We start from the raw sequence: 20,329 nt of genomic DNA on the forward strand, positions 1-20,329 counted from the left end.
CAGCTCAGGGAAAGCGACCGGCCCGACTCAGATTGCCCGGCACCGTCGACCCGAGGATCTCGCCGACGAACTGCGCGGTTCGAATCAGTTCGTCGAGGTCGAGTCCGGTGTCGATCCCCGACCGTTCGAGCATGTAGACGAGATCTTCGGTGGCGATGTTGCCGGTCGCATCGGGGGCGAACGGGCAACCGCCGATGCCGCCGACCGACGAGTCGAGCGTGACGACGCCCGCCTCGATCGCCGCGAACGCGTTCGCGTATCCGGTGTTGCGCGTGTTGTGGAAGTGCGCCCGCAATGCGACGTCGGGTGCGGCTCGTCGACACCGGTCGACGAGGTCGGTCACCTGTGCCGGAACGCCGACACCGATCGTGTCGGCCAGCGCGATCTGCGCCGGCGCGAGCGCCCCGATGCGGCCGGCGATCGCCTCCACCCGGCCCGGGTCGACCTCGCCCGAGAACGGACAGCCGAACGCCGCGCTCAGCGTGACCGACATCGGAGTCCCGACCAACGCAGCGCGAGCGGCGATCACGTCGACGACGTCGAGCATCTCGTCGGTCGTCATGCGCTGGTTGCGCGTGCTGAACTCGTCGCTGACCACCACGACGACGTTGATCTCGTCGCACAGCCCGAGGTGCGCGCGATCGAAGCCGCGCTCGTTCAACACGAGGCCCTGGTGCACCACGCCGTCGACTCGCGACACGCCGCGCATCACGTCGTCGGCGTCGGCCAACTGCGGCACGGCGGCGGGATGGACGAAGCTCGTCGTCTCCAACCGTCGCACGCCGGCGCCGATCAGTCGGTCGATCAGTTCGAGCTTGAGTGCGGTCGACACCGTGACCGCCTCGTTCTGCAGCCCGTCGCGGGCGCCGACTTCGAGGACCTCGATCGACGACGGCATCATCGACCCTGGACCTCCGACCGGCCTGCAGCGAACAACGCCGTCAGATCGGCGATGTCACCGCCGACGCCGAGGGCATCGATCGCACCGTGCCACCGCTCGCGCTCCGCCGCGTCGAGTCGATAAGCGAGCAACGCGTCGTGCTTCTCGCGCAGAGCATCTCCCTGCAGCGGCCGCAGGTGGCTGCCGAGCGCGACGCCGACCTCCAGCTCGTGGGTCGACCCGCCGACGGTCGTGATGCAGGTGCGGTTGGGCGCCTGCCCGGGATAGCGCGTGGAGAGTTCGGGATCGGGGGTGATCGTGATGCGCTCCATCAGACGGCGCACGTCGGGGTCGAGCCACGCTCCCCCGTCGAACTCCTCGAGCCCGACCTTGCCGTGTCGGATCGCTGCGGCGACGACGTACTGCACCGACAGCCTGGCCGCCATCGCGGTCTCGGGTTCGTAGTTGACGCCATGGCGTTCGGAGTACGGCGGCTGGAACAACTCGACCGACTCGATGCCGTCGACGTTCAGGCCGTGCTCGCTCATCAGGGTCACGACCCCTTCGACCGCGGTGTGCGAACTCAGGATGCACGGGTGTGCCTTGAGGTCGTTCTCCTCCACTTCCCACCGCTCGCCGAGATCGTCGAGGTGTTCGGGAAGACGGTGCGGGTCGCGCTCGTCGGAGTAGGCCCAGAAGAATCCGAAGTCGTGCTCGAGATGCCCGACCGGGCCGATCGCTCCGGCGTGCACGAGCAGCGCCGCGCGCATGCCCTTCTGCGACGCCGCGGCCGCATGCAGGCTCTTGGTCACGTCACCCTGGCGGATGCACACGCGTGTGCCGCCGGTGTCGTCGGCCGCGATGCCGAGTGCCATTTCGGTCGCCGCCGCGTCGAGACCGAGCGCGACCGATGCCGCCGCCGCGCTCGCGATCCCGCCGAGCGACGCGGTCGCGTGCCACCGCTGATAGTGCTGTGGCATGACGGCGCGGCCCACGCGACCGCCGACGTCGAATCCGGCGACGACCGCCGCGAGGAAGGTCTCGGCCGATGCACCGACGTGCTCACACGCGGCGAGCGCCGAGGTGACCACCGACGAACCGAGGTGGGCGACGACCGCCATCAGCGTGTCGTCGAAGTCGATCGTGTGCACGATGGCACCGTTGAGGAACGCCGCGTCGACGGCGGGCAGCGATCCGCCGGTCAGGATCGACGTCGATCGACCGCCCGATGTGTCGGCGACGAGCGCCGAGACAGGACCGACGATGTCGTCGGCGACGACGGATCCGGCGATGGCGCAGGCCAGCGCGTCGGAGATCGTCGAGCGGGTGGCGGCGAGTGCCGATGCCGGGATCTGGTCGACCGTGAGGCCGGCGGCGTGTTCGGCGAGACGGCGGGTGAGGCCGGTCCACTGGTTCATCGAGTCGTTGCTTTCTGGAGAGGTTCGGTCTGAAGCGATGCGGCCGCATCCGTCCAGTGGGTGAGGGTCGCGCCGTCGATGTCGACGACGGCGTCGACGAAGTGGTCGAACACGCCGACTCGGAAGGGCTGACCGGTCAGCCACGGGCGAACGCAGAACGACAGCACGCGGGCGCCGCGACCGTCGTCGATCGCCAACTCGGTGGCCGCGTCGACGAGGTGCTGCCCGTAGGCGGCGGGTTCGGCCATCCGGTTGGCGAGCGTCGTCTGGTCGTCGAGGTCGGCCGACAGCGGGAAGCCGGTGAGCCGTCCGGTGTCGACGTGGAAGTCGACGAACTGCTCGTCGCCCGTCCAGTCGAAGACGTACTCCATCCCGGCCGCGGCCAGCACGCCCGGAGTCCGTTCGGACTCGCCGTACTCGGGCCCAAGCCAACCGTTGGTCTCGATGCCACATGCGGCGAGCCGTTCGATCGTCTCGGTGACGTAGGCGCGTTCTTCCTCCGCGGTGAGGTGCGAACCGATGGGCCGCGTCACCGAGATGCCGTGCGCGATCCAGTCGGCACCGGCGTCGACGAGGCGCTGCACCAGCCACGGGTAGCCCTCGGCCGTCATCGCGTCGATCGCGATGGTCGGTCGCACGCCGTGTCGCTCGAGCGCGTCGAGCAGTCGGAAGATCCCGACGCGATGGCCGTACTCGCGCATCGACACCCGCGAGATGTTGGGGAACGCGCGGTCGAGGCCACCGGCCGTCGAGGACGGTTGCGGCCAACCTTCGGGAAGCGGATCTTCGTACAGTTCGAGCAGGATGATCGGCACGACCGCCACCCCGCTGCCCGGGCGCCGGCGGTCGGCCAAGGCGCTGTAGTCGAACCATTCGTGGTCGTAACCGGGACGCCGCTCAGCGGGCATCGGAACTCCTTGCTGCGCCGACCGCGGCGAGATCGCGGGCGTAGGCCAACTGTTCGTCGTAGGCGTGTTCGAGGTAGTGGTCGGCGATCTCGTCGGCGGTGGCGTGCCACACGCGGTCGTCGCCGACGATGTGGTCGAGGATGCGGCGCAGACGCCCGATGTGTTGCGGCTGACCGATCTGATACGGGTGCAGCGCGATGCACATCGTGAGGCCGGTGTCCCATCGCTCGGCATCGGCGAGCAGTCGGTCGAACTGCGCGATGCACGAATCGACGAGGTAGTCCCCCGAGTACGGGCGTCCGTCCCAGAGCGGGGCGTCGTTGAGGTCGTACGAGTACGGCATCGAGATCATGCGGCCGACCCCGACGTCGAGCGGGACCGGTTGGTCGTCGTGGACCCAGTCGGCGTGATACGTGAACCCCATCTCGGCCATGAGCGTCGGCGTGTTCGGGGTGTTGCTCACCGCCGGGGTGAGCATGCCGCGCAGTCGGTGACCGGTGTGTCGCTGGAGCGACTCGATGTTGTCGGTGTAGAACGCCCGCTCCTCCTCGGGTTCCATCCCGAACAGGAAGCGCGTGTTGAAGATGCCGTGCGACATGACGCAGAGGTCGCGCTCGATGATCTCGTCGCGGATGCGCGGGAACATGTCGAGGACGGCGAGGTTGAGCGAGAGCGTGGGCGCGATGCCGACGGCGTCGTACGCCTCGAGCGTCCGCCAGAGGCCGACCCGGTTGCCGTGGTCGCGCAGCGAGTACTCGCGGACGTCGGGCTCGTGGGTCACTCGATCCCAGGTGACGCGGCCGACGGCGGGCGGCGTCATCATCTCGTAGTGTTCGACGTTGAGGGCCGTCCACACCGCGAGGCGCTTGCCGCCGGGCCATTCGAGCTTCGGGCGATCGACGATCGGCGAGTACGGGGTCACATCACGGAGCGACTGCATCGTCACCCCTCGCCGCGATGAACTTGTTGCGCGTCGCCACGACGTGTGTGCGGGTGATCGCCTCGGCCCACGACTCGTCGCCGGCCGCGATGGCGTCGACGATCTCGGCGTGGTGCTGGTTCGACCGATCGAGCAGCGCGGTGCTCTGTCGAGCGATCTGGTTGTGCAGGAGCGAGGGTGCCATCAGACCGAGCGCCGCTGTTTCGAGGCGTCGGTTGTCGGAGCCGCGGAGGAGGTCGCGGTGGAACTGGTTGTTGATGACGGCGTACTCGTTCCAGTCCTCGGCGCGCAGATCGTGTCCGCCGAAGCGTTCCATCCGATCGCACAGCTCGCGCAGCGACGTCACTTCCTCCGGCGTGGCTCGGGCCGCGGCGAGGCGGGCTGCGAATCCTTCGAGTTGGGCGCGCACTTCGAACATCTCGTCGAGATCGCGGTCCGACCACTGCGGCACCGCGGCGCCGCGGTTGGGCGTGAGTTCGAGCAGCCCCTCGCCGACGAGGCGGCGAATGGCTTCGCGCACCGGGGTGCGCGACATGTCGAGCGACTCGGCGATCTCGACTTCTTTGAGCCGACGACCCGGCGGATACTTGCCGTTGGCGATCGCCGAGCGGAGCGATGCCATCGCCACGGCGACGTGGTCGTGCGATTCGGTGGGTTTGGCGGTCATGTACACACCTCGATGAAGACGCCGAGGAGCGCACGCGCGTCGAGCGTGGCGACGGCCTCGGCAAGTTGGGGACCCGATGGGTCGGTCGGTTCGATGCCGATCGACGACATCGAGCCGAGGAGACGGTCGGTGTCGTCGGCGCGGACGATCACGGTGTCGACCGGAGCGGTGACCTCGGCGAGGTCGGCGGGGGCGACCGACAGGTCGAGCGCGGTGACGAGCCGTGACGCGGTGCGGTAGCCGATGATGGCCGACATCGAATTCGGTTGCTCGGACGACGCGGTGACGCGGTCTTTGTCGTGGTGCTGCACGATCACGTGCAACGGGCCGGGTCGTGCGCCCGACGCCGGCGACGGCACGAGCGACGCGAACGAGAACCGAGCTTCGCCGTCGGGCGTGTCGCGTGCCCACGTGACGGGATCGGTGGTCTGGTGTCCGGCTCGGCGCGCTGCGTCGACCGCGGCGCTGACGTCGTCGGTCGACCAGGCGACGACGGCGGTCACCGGTCGGAACTCCCAGAGGTGTTCGAGCGGATGATCAAGTCCGAGCTCGGCGAGTTCTTGGACCTCGACGTAGCCCGACGCCGTCACGAACGTCTGCTGCACGCCGCCGGTCGGCTCACCGCCGCCCCGTGCGAGTTGCACGGGGGGCGTGAGCTGGAAACCGGCGGCGACGAGCTGCGCCGCGACGTCGTCGAGCGAGTCGACGAGGTGACCGATGTGGTCGAGGCTTACTTCCACCAGCTGGGCTTCACGAAGCTGGCGAAGTTCGGGTCGTTCTCGACGAAGGCACGGAACTCGTCGGACTCGAAGGCGGCGACGACCGCTTGGGCTCCGGCGCTCTCAGCGTTCTCGGCGAGCACGGTCACCGTGATCTGCGAGGCCTCTGGCACGTCTTCGAGTGCGATCGCGTCACCGAGGGTCACGCCGTCGGCTGCGTAGATGTGGTTGCCGAGTGCGACGCCGTAGTCGACGTCGGGCAGGGTGCGCGGCACCTGCGGGGCGTCGACCAGTTCGAACTTCAGGTTCTTCGGGTTCGACGTGAGGTCCTTCTCGGTGGCGAACTCGCCTTCGGGAACCTCACCGACTTCGACGAGACCGAGGGTCTCGAGGAAGTTGAGGCTGCGGGCCAGGTTGCTCGCCTCCGACGTGAGCGCGAGCGTCGCGCCGTCTTCGATGTCGGCGGGCGACGTGGCGCTGCCCTTGCCGGCGTACATGCCGAGCGGCGCCGACGGGATCTTGAGGATCGACACGATGTCGGAGCCGTTGGCCGCGTTGTAGCCGTCCATGAACGCGTCGTTCTGGAAGATCGTCATGTCGAGGTCGCCGTCGACCGTGGCCTGGTTCGGGATCGTGAAGTCGCTGATCTCGTCGATGTTCGCCTCGATGCCCTGCGCTTCGAGAATCGGAGCGATTCCGCCCTTGAACATGTCGGCGTACGGGCCGGGGATGAAGCCGATGTCGAGCTCGATCGTCTCGGCTTCGGCCACCGTGTCGTCGGTGGCTGCTGCCGGGGCGTCGGTGGTCTCGGCGGCGTCGTCGTCGCTTCCGCAGGCGGCGAGCGCGAACGCTGCGGCGGTGAAGAGGGCGATCGCGCCTCGGGTCGGTGCTGGGAACTTCATGCTGGCTGTCTCCTTGATGTGGGGGTGGTGGGGTGGTTGGTGGTGGGGTGGTTGGTGGTGGGGTGGTTGGTGGTGGTGCGGGGTGTGGATGGACGGTTCGGGGATGGTGGGAGGACGCGTGATGCCGGAAGCGGGGTGCCGGGCGAGGTCGCCTGCCGACGCGGTCAGCGTTTGTCGACGACCTTGACTGCGATGGTTCCGGCGAGTTGGACGATCTGCACCGCCACGATCAACACGATCACGGCGGCGTACATGACCGGCTCGATGAAGCGGTTGTAGCCGTAGCGGATGGCGAGGTCGCCGAGCCCGCCGCCGCCGACGAGACCGGCCGTCGCACTGAAGGCGATGAAGCTGATCACCGTGGTGGTGAAGCTGGCGATCAGGCTCGGCATCGCTTCGGGGATGAGCACCTTGCGGACGACCTGCGAGGTGCTCGCTCCGGCTGCGATCGCCGCCTCGGCGAGGCCGCGAGGCACGTCGCGGATGCTCTGTTCGACGAGCCGGGCGTAGAACGGAATCGCCGCGATCGACAGCGGAACCGCCGCCGCCTTCGGGCCGATGCCCGTCCCCGCGATCTGCCGGGTGAGCGGGATGATCGCGATGACCAGCACGACGAACGGGAACGAACGGATCACGTTCACGATCCAGCCGAGCGTCTCGGCGAGCCATGGCTTGTTGATCAGTCCACCCCGGCGTGCGAGGTGCAGGAGGATGCCGACCGGCGTGCCGAACACGAGGGCGGCGGTCACCGAGATCGACACCATCAGTGCCGTCTCGCCGATCGCCTCGCGGAACTCGGGCATCACGTCGATGACTTCGTCGGGGATGATCCCGGCGATGGTTGCGGCGAACATCATGTGGTTGCTCCTGCGACTTGCTCGGCCAACCGGACGGTGTCTTCGTCCCAGCCGGTGGCCGACTCGAACAGGAACCGACCGAGTGGCGTACTCGGTTCTGGTGGGCCGTCTCGGAGGTCGATGCCTTCGACGATCGCTCCTCGCTCCATCACCGAGACGGTGTCGCAGAGGTAACTGACGACGTTGATCTCGTGCGTCACGATCACCAGGGTCAGGCCGAGGTCGGCGTTGAGGTCGCGGAGGAAGTGCAGGATGCTCAGCGTGGTGTGCGGGTCGAGGGCACTCGTCGCCTCGTCGGAGAGCAACACCTTCGGTTCGGTCACGAGCGACCGGGCGATGGCGACGCGCTGCTTCTGCCCGCCGCTCAGTTGAGCGGGGTACGCCTTGGCGCGTTCGGCCATACCGACGCGTTCGAGCGCCACCATCGAGCGTTTCCGTCGTTCGGCTCGGCTGCAGCCGTCGAGTTCGAGCGCCAGGCCGACGTTGTCGAGCGCGGTGCGATTCGACAGCAGGTTGAACCCTTGGAAGATCACGCCGATGCGGCGCCGGGCTTCACGAAGTCGACGTCCGGAGAGCTTGGTGATGTCGGTGCCGTCGACGACCACGCGACCGGTGGTCGGTTCTTCCAGACGGTTGACGAGTCGGAGGAGGGTCGACTTTCCGGCGCCCGAGAATCCGACGATGCCGGCGATCTCGCCCTCCCCGATCGACAGGTCGAGCGGTTGCACCGCTTGGACGGCGTCGGACCCGGAGCCAAACTCCTTGGACACCCCGGTCAGTTCGATCATGCGTCGGCTCCGATCTGTGTGAACTTGGCGCACACCTCGGCGGAGGTGGTGAGGTCGCCGTACTTGGTGTCGATGTCGAACAGCGCCGCATCGGACGACGGTTTCGATCGGTCGGCCACACAGTCGACCGCAACGATCATGCGGAAGCCGTGCGACACCCCATCGACGACGGTCGAGCGGACGCAGCCACTCGTGGAGGTGCCGGCGACGACGATCGTGTCGACGCCGGCGGATCGGAACGCGTCGCGCACGGTCGGGTCGAAGAGCGCCGAGGGCACCGTCTTCACGTGGACGATCTCGCAGTCGATCGGCGCGATGAGCGGGTCGACCGACGATGCTTCCGAACCGCGTCGGGCTTCGAGGAGCCCGGGGCACTTCATCGTCCAGGCGTGATCGTCGGGGACGGCCTCGGCCTCGTAGCCGACGACGGCGAATGCGACGGGGACGCCGTTGGCTCGAGCTGCAGCCAGCAGGGGCACGGTGTTCTCGACCGCCTCGAGGCCGGTCGATGCACGACCTCGGGTGTAGAGGTGCTGGAAGTCGACGATGAGCAGTGCTGCCTTCGCACCCCACCCCACCGAACCGCCGCCGATCCGCTGCTCACGGTAGAGCTCGCCGACTTCGGTGTACTGATCGTCACTCTGGAGCGAAAGCCCTTGCGTCGAGGTCATGCGGTATTGTATACATTCTACCGATGAGCTTGTCCAGCGAAAATGTCGAAACGGCACCAAACGCCGGTTATTCAAGCGTTCCTGCCACCTCGGACGCTGGACCGTTCCAGGCGTCGACCGAGGACTGTATACAACGTACGGGTATGAAGTGGTCGGAAACGGTACCGGGCACGATCCCGGCGTGGGTCGCCGAAACCGACTTCCGGCTGCCGCCGAGCGTCGAGTCCGTTCTGGTCCGGGCGGTGACGAGCGGCGACGTCGGCTACCGACCGAGCGACGAGACCTCACCATTGCGCGCGAGCTGGTCGCGTCACCTGGCCACCGAGTGGGGCGTCGACGTCGACCCCGATTCGGTGTTCGGCGTCCCCGGCGTGGTCACCGGCCTCTACGCGTCGATCCGTGCGTTCACCAAACCGGGCGGCGAGGTCGTGGTGACCACACCGGTCTACGCACCGTTTCTCGACGCACCGGGCGAACTCGGCCGCCACCGCGTCGACGTCCCGCTCGTCGACGACGGCTCGCGCTGGCGTCTCGACCTCGACGGCATCGACCGCGCGTTCGCGGGCGGCGCTCGCCTGCTGCTCCTCTGTCATCCGCACAACCCGACCGGCACGGTGTTCGAGCGGAGCGAACTGGTCGAGCTCGCACGCATCGCCGCCCAGCGCGGTGCCGTGGTGGTCAGCGACGAGGTCCACGCACCGGTCACGTACGCCGGCACCGACTTCTGCTCGTACGCAGAGGTCGCCGGACCCGAGCACTGCGTGGTCCTCGTTTCGATGTCGAAAGCGATGAGCTTCGCGGGACTGCTGTGCGGTGCCGCGATCGTCGGCGCCGCATGGCGCGACGAATGGCTGGCGATTCCGCGACGCCTGCGCTCGGGCCCCTCACTCCTCGGCGTGCTCGCGACCGAGGCCGCGCTCGAACCGCCCGCCCAGGAGTGGCTGCGCCAGATGGTCACGCTCCTCGGCAGTCATCGCGACCGCCTCGCGGCGACGCTCGACGAAGCATTCCCCGGGGTCGTACATCGAGCCCCCGAGGCTGGCTACCTGTACTGGGCCGATTTCTCCGACACGTCGATCGCCGGTGACCCCGTGGCCGCGTTCGCCGACGTCGGGCTGCGCGTCGAGACCGGCAACTACTTCGTCGACAGCTCCAGCGACGACTACGCCGGCCACGTCCGCATCAACTTCGGCACCTCCGACGAGATCTTCACCGAGATGCTCGACCGCATCACCGCCGCCGGACACGCCCACGACGCCGCAACCCGCTCCTCCGCAATCCCTACTTCCGCAACCCCGACCTCCGCAACCCCCACCCCTCGAACCACCACCCCTCGAACCACCAAGGACACACAGTGACGATTCTCGACATCGACGGCCACCAACTCTGGTACGAACGACACGGCGAGGGCGCACCCGCGCTGGCGATGGGCGGTTGGGGCACGTTCTGCCACGGTGGCCTCGGCGCCGTGCCGCGTGCAGTCCGATCGAGCCGCGAAGTGATCGTGTTCGACTACCCCGGTGTCGGCCAGTCGAGCGACGGCGCCGACCGCGACTCCACCACCCTGCAACTCGCCCACGACGCCATCGCGCTGCTCGACCACCTCGGCCTGACCAACATCGACATCGTCGGGCTCGTCGGGCTCGGGGCCTGCGTCGGTCAGCAGATCGCCATCCACCGACCCGACCTCGTGCGGTCGCTCGTGATGACCGGAACGTGGGCGCAGCCCGACCCGACCTTCAACGATCAGATCGACGGCTTGCGTCGAGCACACCTCGAAGCCGGCTTCGAGACCTTCCAACTGCTCGTCGCCTCCTTCTCGTTCACGTCGGAGTTCTACAACGAGAACCGCGACCGGCTGCTCGGTCCGACCGGCGCGTGGGGCGACCTCGACGGCCGCGCCGCCGCGCACTCGCGCCTGGTCGATGCCTGCCTGTCACACGACGTCCTCGACCAGTTGCCGTCGGTGACGTGTCCGACCTTCATCGTCCACGCCGGACGCGACATGATCACTCGACCCGACATGACCCAGATCATCGAGAACGCCATGCCCAACGCCCGCGGCGTGCTGTGGCCCGAGATCGCCCACGTGATCGCCGGCAAAGACCAGAAGATCCAGTTCGACGCCATGCTGAACGAGTTCTACGACGCCGTGGCCAACGGCACCCACACCCCGACCACCACCCCCCTGAACACGAAGGACGCATCATGAACGGCCCAATGAGCGACATCAAGGTCATCGAGCTCGGACAACTCCTCGCCGGGCCGTACTGCGGCCAACTGTTCGCCGACTACGGCGCCACGGTCATCAAGCTCGAACAACCCGAGGTCGGCGACCCGCTGCGCAAGTGGGGTCGCGAGCGCGTCGACGGCGAGACCCTCTGGTGGCCCATCGCGGCACGCAACAAGCGGTCGGTCACGTGCAACCTGCGCGACGAGCGCGGGCAAGACATCGTCCGCCGCCTCGTCGCCGACGCCGACGTCCTCCTCGAGAACTTCCGCCCCGGAACCATGGAGCGGTGGGGTCTCGGCTGGGAAGAACTCTCGGCGATCAACCCGAAGCTCGTGATGGTGCGCGTGTCGGGCTTCGGCCAGACGGGTCCGTACGCGAAGCGACCCGGCTACGCCTCGATCGGCGAAGCGATGGGCGGCCTGCGCTACGTGATGGGCGACCCGTCGAGCGCGCCGAGCCGTGCCGGCATCTCGATCGGTGACTCACTCGCCGCGATCTACGCCACGCTCGGTGCGATGGCCGCCCTGCATCACGTCAACATCACCGGCCGCGGCCAGGTCGTCGATGCGTCGATCTACGAATCCGTGCTCGCCGTGATGGAATCGCTCGTGCCCGAGTACACCGTCGGCGGCTTCACGCGCGAGCGCACCGGACCGATGCTGCCCAACGTCGCACCGTCGAACCTCTACCCGACGATCGACGGCGAATGGGTGCTGATCGCCGCCAACCAAGACACGCTGTTCCGTCGCCTCTGCAACGCGATGGGCAAGCCCGAGTGGATCACCGACGACCGCTTCGTCGATCACCTCGCCCGCGGCGCCCACCAGGCCGAACTCGACGGTCTGATCGCCGAATGGACCGCGACCATGACCGCCGACGAAGTGCTCGAACTCATGGTCGAACACGAGGTGGCGGCGGGTGGCGTGTACCGCGCCCCCGACATGCTCGCCGACCCGCACTTCCAAGACCGTGAATCGATCGTCGAGGTCGACCACCCGCGGCTCGGCACGTTCGCCATGCAGAACGTGTTCCCGAAGTTCTCCGAGACGCCCGCCGCCGTCGAGTGGGTCGGCCCCGAGCTCGGCGAGCACAACGACGAAGTGCTCAAGGGAACACTCGGCTTCGACGACGAGACGCTCGCCCAGTTCCGCGCCGACGGCGTCATCTGAGGTCGGGAGGCTCTCGCCGTGGCCCCGTGACCCCGGGACACCCGGGACTCCGGGACTCCGGGACAGCTTCGTCTGGGTTTCGTCTGGCGCGGATCGGGGACCCTCTCTGCAGCGACCCGATGAGCGGGTGTGCATCGCCGAGACCGAACGAGGAGCCAAATCATGTGCCGGGTGCTGGCCTACATCGGGCCCGAGATACCACTCGAGAGCCTGCTGCTCACACCCGAGAACAGCCTGATCAACCAGACGCTCGACCCCGAACTCCACCCGCTGCTCCAGCTCGCGGGTTGGGGCTTCGGCGCGTGGAGCGACCACCTGCTCGAGCCCGAGAAGCCGTTGCTGTACCGCCGGCCGATGGCCGCGTTCTACGACGACAACGCGCGCAGCGTGATCCCGAGCTTGCAGGCGAGCACGTTGCTCGCGCATGTTCGAGCCGCGGCGTACGACTCCACGACGGTCCTCACCGACGAGAACTGCCACCCGTTCTCGTACGAGGGAACACCGTGGATCATGGCCCAGAACGGCGCCCTGCCGAACTGGAAGGTGCTCCAACGCGACCTGCTCGAGCACTGCGACGACCGTTACCTCGAACAGATGCGAGGGACCACCGACACCGAGTTCCTCTACGTGCTCCTGCTGTCGCTGCTCGACGGCGACGAGGACGACGACGTGCAACGCGGCTTCGAAACCATGTTGCGTCTGATCCTGCGGGCGATGAAGCGCCTCGACCGAGTCGAACTGACGAAGTTGAAGCTCGCGCTGGTGGCACCGAACCGGATCATCGGCGCGAACTACGGATCAGATCACGACGGTGCCACGGTGGCGACCGCCGACTGGCGTGAGCTCCGCGAGGCCGAGCCCGGCACCGACGACCACGCGCGGTCGATGCTGCTCGAGCCGATGTATCTGCTCACCGGCCGCAACTTCGAAGATCACGAGAACTCGTACGGCGTCGACGTCACACCGGTCGACGAGGCGATGTCGGCGATCTTCGCGTCCGAACCGTTGACCGACGACGCCTCCGAATGGTCGACCATCGAGTTCGGTGAGATGGTCGCGCTGCACAAGACCGCGAGCGGCATCACGAAGACGGTGTCGACGCTCGACATCTGACGCGGTGTACCCAGGCGGCGCACTGCCAACGGCGCCGACGACCGTGATCAGCACGTCACGATGCGTCGGCGATGCGCAGCCAGAACAGAACAGACCAGCCAGACCAGACCAGACCAGATCACAACCCCCACGAGAGGAGCAACATGAACGAGAACTCGACTCCACGACCGAACCAGCCGACCCCGGGTGCCGGCGACCGAGCGGCGACCGGCGCCGACACGCTGCTCGACGTGCTCGACGAAGCAGCCGCCCACGGCTACGACGTCCAACAGATCGCTCGCGACGAAGGCGCCATCGAGTGCACGGCGTGCGACCAGCGACGACCGGCCACCGAGTTCGAGGTCACCCGCGAGCGGCGCCTCGAAGGCGCGAGCGACGCAGCCGACCTGATGCTCGTGCTCTGGACCGTGTGCCCGTCGTGCTCACGGCGAGGCGTCGTGACGCTGGGATACGGCCCCAACGCCAACGAGATCGACACCGCCGTCCTCGAACAGGTCGACCTCACCGGTGCCGACAGCTCGTCACCGGAGCAGACCGGCTCGAAGACCGACTGACGACTCCCCGCACGCGACGCTGACTCCGGGCCGAGGGACTGAGCGCGCCGGCGATCCGATGTCTCGCCACCGCGTGTCGACGTCTGGATGCGACGTCCGGTGTCGGGCCGGGAGCGACGGCGCGACGAAGCCGACGCAGCGGTGACGCTCTCGCCCGGGCCGGGCTCCCTGCTCGAGGTCGACGTCCCGCGACCCGAGCCCGACTGCGCAGTGCCCTGGAACAACCCGACCCGCCGTCACGACTCGACCGCACGACTCGACGCCGGAACCTGCAACTGCACGCGACGTCGACGGTCAGCGACCGAATCCGGCGTGTCGGCATCGCTCTCGGGGTCAGCACCAGGATGCGGCGCTGAGTGCCGCTCTCGGGTGGTCGGCGCCGGGTCGCGACGTCGAGTATCCGCGTCGGGCCTCGCGGTCAGGTCTCGACGGCTCCCGAGTCACCCAGGTCGGTCGAGCCGTCGCCGAACTTCGCCCGCACGACTTCGATCAACTGGATCGCACGGTTCGGCGCGGTCCAGTACTCCCATCGATCGGACAGCACGCGAAGGACGATCGGTCCGTCGTTCTTGCCGTCGGGGAAGAAGGCATCGGTCATCGGATCCCAGAGTTCGTCGAGTGCCGCTCGGTCGTCGTCGAGGGTCATTCGTCCGGCGACCGAGATCCACGTCCGTGAGCCGTCGACGAAGGCGACGTTGATCGGCTCGACGGCCTGGGTCACCCACTCGGCATTCCGGTCGACGATGAACGCGAGGTCGCCGTCGTCGGCGATCCGCTGGACGGTGAGCGGTCGCGATGACAGCGTGCCGCGCTCGTCGACGGTCGTGACCATGACGGTCCGGATGTCGCCGGCGCGCGCGATGAGCTGCTCCAGCGACAGTTCGTCGGCGGGGTCGTCGTTCGATCCGTCGCCGCGTTCCGAAGCAAGGCGACCGACACGGTCAGCGGCTCGGGAGAGTCCGGTCGATACGGCCGCCGCGAACCGCGACGACACCGACCCGAGGCGTCCGCGCACCGTTCCGTCGGTGTGGTTCGACACGCCAGCGGTACGCGCCGACACGTCATCGGTCTGTTCGGGCATGAGTTCCTGTGTCATGAGGGAGTGGTACCCAGATGGGCACGATTCGATCCGTCTCGGTCGTCACACGTCGATCCTCATCGGCACTCGTCGGCACTCATCGACACTCGTCGGCACTCGTCGACCTCGCCGACCCGACCGCAGGCACCGCCTCGAACCGCCGCTGCCGAGGCGCCTCGAACCGGACCCACGACGACGGAGCTTGCGGCCGGCAGCGGACGACGAACTCCTCGACCGGGGATGTCGTCGGCCCTTCTGCCGATGCCACTACTCGGCATCCCGGCGTACCACGTCCCCAAGGCCGGTCAGATCGACCTGTTCCACCGGGAGCTCGAAGCGACGCTCGTCACCCCGTCGCACCACCGTGCACACCACGGAGCGAACCCGCAGTTCCCGGCAAGAGACCCGACTGAGGCCGACGCTGGCCGGCGCCCAGTCGGCGCAGCATCCGGTGTCGTCGTGTCAGGAGTCGAAGGTGCAGGCCGACGACCTGGGCACGTCGCTGCACCAGCAGCGTGGATTCGGCAGGTCGCGCACCCGGTGTCGACGCTCGAGCATCGACGACCCAGCATCGACGGCCGGCATCGACGGACAACGCCTCGTCGGATCCACGCCTCGACGGTCCATGCCTCGATGAACGCGGTCCCGGCGAGTCAGGCGTGTTCGTCGGGGAGACCGAGGCGGGGTCGGAGCTCGGCCGGAGCGGGGTCCGAGCCGTCGCGCGCCGACAGGGTGCGCGTCGCGGCGGCGAGACGGAACGCGTCGTCGGCTGGCGTGGTCGGCTCCCACCACTTCGGGCCACGCTCCCCCAGCGCGACCTTGGCGTCGTGCACTGCGTCGCGGGCACGGCGCAGCGCCTCGTCGTCGTCGGCTGCGAGCGCAGCTTTCACCGCTCGCCGGGCGCTCATCAATCCGGCGACGAGCTCGGTACGCAGGTCGTCGTCGAGCGCCGGATCGCTGACCCGCCAACGTCGACCGGCGATGACGCGATCGGTCTCGGCGCGCTCTCGCACCTCGCTCCACCGCGTCATCGCCGGACGTCTTTCGTGCTGACCGACGGCGGTTCAGTCCGTCGAACGGTCCCAGGCACGCACGCTGCGGCACGACTCGATGAACGCATCGGCGTTCTTGCGACTCCCGTCGAGCGAGGTGTACCCGGCCGCGCCGGTGTCGACGCCGGCGCTGTCGAAGATCGCCGCAGCAGCGCCGACGTGAGCAACGAACTTCCCGTGAGCGTGAGCGTCGGAGACGAAGTCCCGAGCCGGCGGCATCGCCGCGAGCTTGCTCGCACCCTCCTCGGTGGTCACCACGGCGACGGCATCGAAGAGCACCGACGGACCACCGTCGATCTTCTCGGCGATCTGCAAGCTGTTGCCGTCGCTGTCGCTGACACCCTCGCGAGTGGCGGCCACGAGTTCGACCATCATGCCTTCGGCTTCGGCGGCCTTGCGCAGCATCCGGAGCGTCTTCGCGTCGGCACCGTTCGAGACGAGCACACCGAGGCGGCGACCGGCGAACGACTCGAGGTCGTCGGCCAGCATGCTGAGCGCCGGCGAGGTCGCCACGTCGATCGGCGTCGCTTCGGGTTCGAGCGGGTCGGGCATCTCGTCGATACCCAGGCCATCGGCCACTTGCTGCGCCAGGTCGTTGTCGACGTTGAGGAGGCTCGCCACGATCCGAGTGCGGATCGCGTGTGTCTCCACCTTCGACAACTCGAACACGATCGCGTCGGCGATGTGCTGCTGCTCGATCTCGGTCTGGCTCCGGTAGAACATCCGCGCCTGGCTGTAGTGATCGGCGAACGACTCGGGGCGGAGCTTGCGCTTCTCACCGCCCTCCTCGGCCGGGAACGAGCGGTACCCCGTGTCGGGATTCTCCCGGGGTCCGCCGTCGTCGCCCCACGAGTTCGGCTCGTAGTTGGCCCGGCCCGACAGCGACTGCATCGCCATGTGGCCGTCCTGCTGGAAGTGCGCGACCGGGCAGCGCGGCGCGTTGACCGGGAGATGCGTGAAGTTCGGCGACCCGAGGCGCTTCAGCTGCGTGTCGAGGTACGAGAAGTTGCGACCGGCGAGCAACGGGTCGTTCGTGAAGTCGATACCGGGGATGACGTTCTGCGTGCAGAACGCGACCTGTTCGGTCTCGGCGAAGAAGTTGTCGACCCGCTGATCGAGCACCATGCGACCCAGCGGGGTCACCGGAACGAGTTCCTCGGGGATCAGCTTCGTGGCGTCGAGGATGTCGAAGTCGAACTCGTCGGCGAACGCGTCGTCGAACACCTGCACGCCGAGCTCCCATTCCGGGTAGTCGCCCGCTTCGATCGCGTTCCACAGATCGCGGCGGTGGAAGTCGGGATCGGCGCCGTTGATCTTGACGGCTTCGTTCCACACGACCGACTGGACGCCGAGCTTCGGCTTCCAGTGGAACTTCACGTACGACGACTCGCCCGACGCCGTGACGAAGCGGAAGGTGTGCACGCCGAACCCTTCCATCATCCGGAACGATCGCGGGATGCCGCGATCCGACATCACCCACATGAGGTGGTGCATCGACTCGGGCATCAGCGACACGAAGTCCCAGAAGTTGTCGTGCGCCGACTGGGCCTGCGGGAACCCGCGATCGGGTTCGGGCTTGACGGAGTGGACGAGGTCGGGGAACTTCATGGCGTCCTGGATGAAGAACACGGGGATGTTGTTGCCGACGAGATCCCAGTTGCCGGCATCGGTGTAGAACTTCACGGCGAACCCACGGGTGTCGCGTGCGAGGTCGGGCGAACCGGCGCTGCCGGCCACCGTCGAGAACCGGACGAACACCTCGGTGCGCTTTCCGGCTTCGCTGAACGGTGCGGCGGCCGTGAGTTGCGACTGGTCGTCGTAACTCTCGAAGTAGCCCTTGGCGCCATACCCGCGGGCGTGGACGACCCGCTCGGGGATGCGCTCGTGGTCGAAGTGGAAGAGCTTCTCACGGAGCTGGAAGTCCTCCAGCGAGACCGGTCCGCGCGTACCGACGGTGAGGCTGTTCTGATCGTCGGCGATCGCGACGCCCTGCTGCGTCGTCATGGTGGCGACGCCGTCCCCGGCGGTCTGATGCGTGGCGGAGTCGCTCGGTCGATCGCTCGGGCCTGTGGTGTTCTTTGCCGTTTGCTCGGCCGTCTGCTTCTTCGACGTCTGGTTGGGGGCGTTCTTCTTCGCCGCGCTCTGCTTCTTCGGTGCCTTCTTGGCCGCGCTCTTCTTGGCCGCGTTCTTCTTGGCCGCGTTCTTCTTGGCTGCGTTCTTGGTCGTGTTGCTGGGCATGGGTGCTCCTCTCGCTCGTGGGACGAGAGAGGAGTACCCCGTTCTGCGAAGTTCTAGTCAAGTTCTTAGTCGTCAATGTCGTGGTCCGTGTCGCCATCCCCAGGCGAGACCGCCACCGAATCCAACGACCGCGAGACCACCCAGCAAGCCACACCCGCGACGATTCCTGCCCAGGCCAAAAATCACCCCCAAACCGGGCTCGCGACCATTTCTGCCCAGGCCAAAAATCACCCCCAAACCGGGCTCGCGACGATTTCTGCCCAGGCCAAAGATCCCCCCCCCTCACGGGTGGGGTGGGTGGCATCGCTCGGGCGGCGCGGGCGGGCGCAGCGGTTTACTCGTCGGCTGGCAGGAGTCGCGAGGGGTCGAAGCGGATCGAGTCACGAATCGTTTGGGCGTCCGTTCCCGTCGACCATCGAGCCTGCACGAACACGATCTCCCCGTCGATCGCCAGCACGTCGCCAGTGCCCGAACCCGCTGCCTCGAAGGTGAGCCGGATGGTCTCGCGGCCGTCGATCTCTGCCGCCGAGCGCTCGACGTCGGCCGCTTCGCTGAGGAACGCCTCGATGACGTCGGCCACTTCCTCCACCGTGGTCGACTGCGACGACACCACCTGGAACACGGCCACATCGCTGTCGCCGACCCCGACGCCGGCGATCCCCCGGAGATCACCGACACTGACTGGTTCCGGATCGGCGATGGCCGACGAGCGTTGTGCAGGCACGTCCTCGAGGGTCTCAGCGACCGACGCGACATCGAGGATCACGAACCCACCGCTCAGCTCGCGGGCCTCGACGACCACCTCGGTCGGGGCGATGTCGATCTCCACGCGATCGTCGACCGGGATGACGACGTCGTCGATCTTGACCTCGCCGGCGAACTCGGCGCGCAACGTCCCCGGCTGATCGAGATCGAACGAGCGCAGCACATGAACCAGTCGGCCGTTCGAGTCGACGTCGTCGGCGTCGTGCCGTTCACGGTCGTTGAGGCTGATGACGGACTCGCCGTCGTCGATCTCCCCTTCCACCAAGACCTGCACGTCGTCGGCGCCGAGCGCACCCTCGACCACGATCGACACCCACACGCGATCGAACTGCGCCGGCTCGATCGGGTTGCCGTCTGGGTCGGTGAAGAGCAGTGCCGCCGACATGCCGTCCGGAATGTCGGCGATCTCGCCATCGGACGCATCATCATCTGCGGCGTCACCGTCGGCCGCGCCATCGTCGGCCGCGCCATCGTCGGCGGTGACACCGCCATCGGCAGTCGCGCCGTCATCGGTCTCATCGCCTGATTCGTCCGTCTCATCGTCGTCGGGCGCCGCGTCGTCGGGCGCCGCGACGTCGGGCGCCGCGTCGTCAAACGGCGTGCCGAACGACGATGACGACATGGTGAACGTGCCGCCTCGAGAAGATCCCGACACGATGCAGTCGGCTGCGGCCTGACCGGTGGCCGACGGGTTCGACAGCGACGACGCCGCATACTCGATACCGCAGGCGACGGTGCCGGTCTCGCCGAGGTTGGTGATCCCGAGATCGAGCTCGAAGACGCCGCTGACGTCGACCGTCTGTTCCCACGGCGTCGTCACGGTCTCGGTGACTCGCGCATCGTTGTCGAGCTGGTACGACACCTCGGCCTCTCCCGACGACGACTGTGCGGTCAGTGTCAACGTCGACGAATCATCGCCGCCCCCGCACGCACTCGCGGCGAGGAGGAGGGCGGCCGCGAGCGTGGCGGCAAGGGGTCGGGGAGCGCAGGCCATGAGGTCATCTTCCCTTCCCGCCGTGAACCAGCCATCATCCAGTCCACGCCAGCCCATCCCGAAGGCGATTTTCAGCCAGTCCAGAAATCACCCCCTCGCGACGATCTCGAGCCTGGGCAAAAATCACCCTCACGCGACCACTCCGAGCCAGGCCAGAAATCACCCTCACGCGACCACTCCGAGCCAGGCCAGAAATCACCCTCACGCGACCACTCCGAGCCAGGCCAGAAATCACCCTCACGCGACGATTCTGAGCCTGGGCGAAAATCACCCTCACGCGGACACTTTGAGCCTGGGCAGAAATCATCCTCGTGGGTGGTGACTGGACGGATTGGGTGAGGCCGGGTGGGTGACGGAATAGGTGGGTGGGGGTGCCTGTTGGA

General features: G+C 67.6%; 19 protein-coding genes. 5 read left to right on the top strand and 14 right to left on the bottom strand.

Annotated features, from left to right (window positions below):
- Positions 1-4: 4 nt before the first annotated feature.
- From YM304_RS19840 to YM304_RS24395, 10 genes are all read right to left on the bottom strand, one after another.
- Positions 5-901 carry a hydroxymethylglutaryl-CoA lyase gene (locus tag YM304_RS19840; RefSeq protein ID WP_015443517.1) on the bottom strand — a complete coding sequence of 299 codons (897 nt, stop codon included), beginning with the start codon at positions 899-901 and terminating at the stop codon, positions 5-7.
- Positions 898-2,298 (bottom strand): MmgE/PrpD family protein, encoded by a 1,401-nt coding sequence (locus YM304_RS19845; RefSeq protein ID WP_015443518.1) that lies wholly within the window; start codon positions 2,296-2,298, stop codon positions 898-900. Before YM304_RS19845 ends, YM304_RS19840 begins: the two co-directional genes overlap by 4 nt.
- The gene (locus tag YM304_RS19850; RefSeq protein ID WP_015443519.1) at positions 2,295-3,206 is read right to left on the bottom strand and encodes a polysaccharide deacetylase family protein; all 912 of its coding nucleotides are present in this window, start codon (positions 3,204-3,206) and stop codon (positions 2,295-2,297) included. The genes YM304_RS19845 and YM304_RS19850 overlap by 4 nt, the downstream gene beginning before the upstream one ends.
- The gene (locus YM304_RS25155; protein ID WP_041300893.1) at positions 3,196-4,146 is read right to left on the bottom strand and encodes a polysaccharide deacetylase family protein; all 951 of its coding nucleotides are present in this window, start codon (positions 4,144-4,146) and stop codon (positions 3,196-3,198) included. Before YM304_RS25155 ends, YM304_RS19850 begins: the two co-directional genes overlap by 11 nt.
- Positions 4,130-4,813: a GntR family transcriptional regulator gene (locus YM304_RS19860; RefSeq protein WP_015443521.1), complete on the bottom strand. Its 684-nt coding sequence runs from the start codon at positions 4,811-4,813 to the stop codon at positions 4,130-4,132. Before YM304_RS19860 ends, YM304_RS25155 begins: the two co-directional genes overlap by 17 nt.
- Positions 4,810-5,553, bottom strand: a complete 744-nt coding sequence (locus tag YM304_RS19865) for a VOC family protein (RefSeq protein ID WP_015443522.1) — start codon at positions 5,551-5,553, stop codon at positions 4,810-4,812. Before YM304_RS19865 ends, YM304_RS19860 begins: the two co-directional genes overlap by 4 nt.
- Entirely contained in the window at positions 5,544-6,434 is an 891-nt protein-coding gene (locus YM304_RS19870) for a MetQ/NlpA family ABC transporter substrate-binding protein (protein WP_015443523.1), read from the bottom strand. The genes YM304_RS19865 and YM304_RS19870 overlap by 10 nt, the downstream gene beginning before the upstream one ends.
- Before the next feature lie 164 nt (positions 6,435-6,598).
- Positions 6,599-7,291 carry a methionine ABC transporter permease gene (locus YM304_RS19875; protein WP_015443524.1) on the bottom strand — a complete coding sequence of 231 codons (693 nt, stop codon included), beginning with the start codon at positions 7,289-7,291 and terminating at the stop codon, positions 6,599-6,601.
- Positions 7,288-8,079, bottom strand: a complete 792-nt coding sequence (locus YM304_RS19880; RefSeq protein ID WP_015443525.1) for a methionine ABC transporter ATP-binding protein — start codon at positions 8,077-8,079, stop codon at positions 7,288-7,290. Before YM304_RS19880 ends, YM304_RS19875 begins: the two co-directional genes overlap by 4 nt.
- Entirely contained in the window at positions 8,076-8,750 is a 675-nt protein-coding gene (locus YM304_RS24395) for an isochorismatase family protein (protein ID WP_015443526.1), read from the bottom strand. The genes YM304_RS19880 and YM304_RS24395 overlap by 4 nt, the downstream gene beginning before the upstream one ends.
- A 23-nt stretch (positions 8,751-8,773) precedes the next feature.
- Here YM304_RS24395 and YM304_RS19890 point away from each other — a divergent pair, with 23 nt between their 5' ends.
- The 5 genes from YM304_RS19890 to YM304_RS19910 all read left to right on the top strand — a co-directional run bounded on the left by YM304_RS19890 (position 8,774) and on the right by YM304_RS19910 (position 13,819).
- Positions 8,774-10,108: a MalY/PatB family protein gene (locus tag YM304_RS19890; RefSeq protein ID WP_083908503.1), complete on the top strand. Its 1,335-nt coding sequence runs from the start codon at positions 8,774-8,776 to the stop codon at positions 10,106-10,108.
- Positions 10,105-10,962, top strand: coding sequence for an alpha/beta fold hydrolase (locus YM304_RS19895; RefSeq protein ID WP_015443528.1), 858 nt, complete (start codon positions 10,105-10,107; stop codon positions 10,960-10,962). The genes YM304_RS19890 and YM304_RS19895 overlap by 4 nt, the downstream gene beginning before the upstream one ends.
- The gene (locus YM304_RS19900; RefSeq protein ID WP_015443529.1) at positions 10,959-12,152 is read left to right on the top strand and encodes a CaiB/BaiF CoA transferase family protein; all 1,194 of its coding nucleotides are present in this window, start codon (positions 10,959-10,961) and stop codon (positions 12,150-12,152) included. Before YM304_RS19895 ends, YM304_RS19900 begins: the two co-directional genes overlap by 4 nt.
- A 162-nt stretch (positions 12,153-12,314) precedes the next feature.
- Complete coding sequence (locus YM304_RS19905) at positions 12,315-13,265, top strand: class II glutamine amidotransferase (RefSeq protein WP_015443530.1); 951 nt, start codon at positions 12,315-12,317, stop codon at positions 13,263-13,265.
- A 143-nt stretch (positions 13,266-13,408) separates the two neighbouring features.
- Positions 13,409-13,819: a hypothetical protein gene (locus YM304_RS19910; protein ID WP_015443531.1), complete on the top strand. Its 411-nt coding sequence runs from the start codon at positions 13,409-13,411 to the stop codon at positions 13,817-13,819.
- A gap of 418 nt (positions 13,820-14,237) precedes the next feature.
- Here YM304_RS19910 and YM304_RS24400 read toward each other — a convergent pair whose 3' ends face one another.
- From YM304_RS24400 to YM304_RS23245, 4 genes are all read right to left on the bottom strand, one after another.
- Positions 14,238-14,915: a pyridoxamine 5'-phosphate oxidase family protein gene (locus YM304_RS24400; protein ID WP_051071519.1), complete on the bottom strand. Its 678-nt coding sequence runs from the start codon at positions 14,913-14,915 to the stop codon at positions 14,238-14,240.
- 635 nt (positions 14,916-15,550) lie between these two features.
- Positions 15,551-15,928: a hypothetical protein gene (locus YM304_RS19925; RefSeq protein ID WP_015443535.1), complete on the bottom strand. Its 378-nt coding sequence runs from the start codon at positions 15,926-15,928 to the stop codon at positions 15,551-15,553.
- A gap of 33 nt (positions 15,929-15,961) precedes the next feature.
- Positions 15,962-18,187, bottom strand: a complete 2,226-nt coding sequence (locus YM304_RS19930) for a catalase (RefSeq protein ID WP_015443536.1) — start codon at positions 18,185-18,187, stop codon at positions 15,962-15,964.
- Positions 18,188-18,521: 334 nt separating this feature from the next.
- Entirely contained in the window at positions 18,522-19,946 is a 1,425-nt protein-coding gene (locus YM304_RS23245) for a hypothetical protein (RefSeq protein ID WP_015443537.1), read from the bottom strand.
- Positions 19,947-20,329 lie beyond the last annotated feature (383 nt).

It is taken from the genome of Ilumatobacter coccineus YM16-304 (assembly GCF_000348785.1).
Taxonomy (GTDB): Bacteria; Actinomycetota; Acidimicrobiia; order Acidimicrobiales; family Ilumatobacteraceae; genus Ilumatobacter_A; species Ilumatobacter_A coccineus.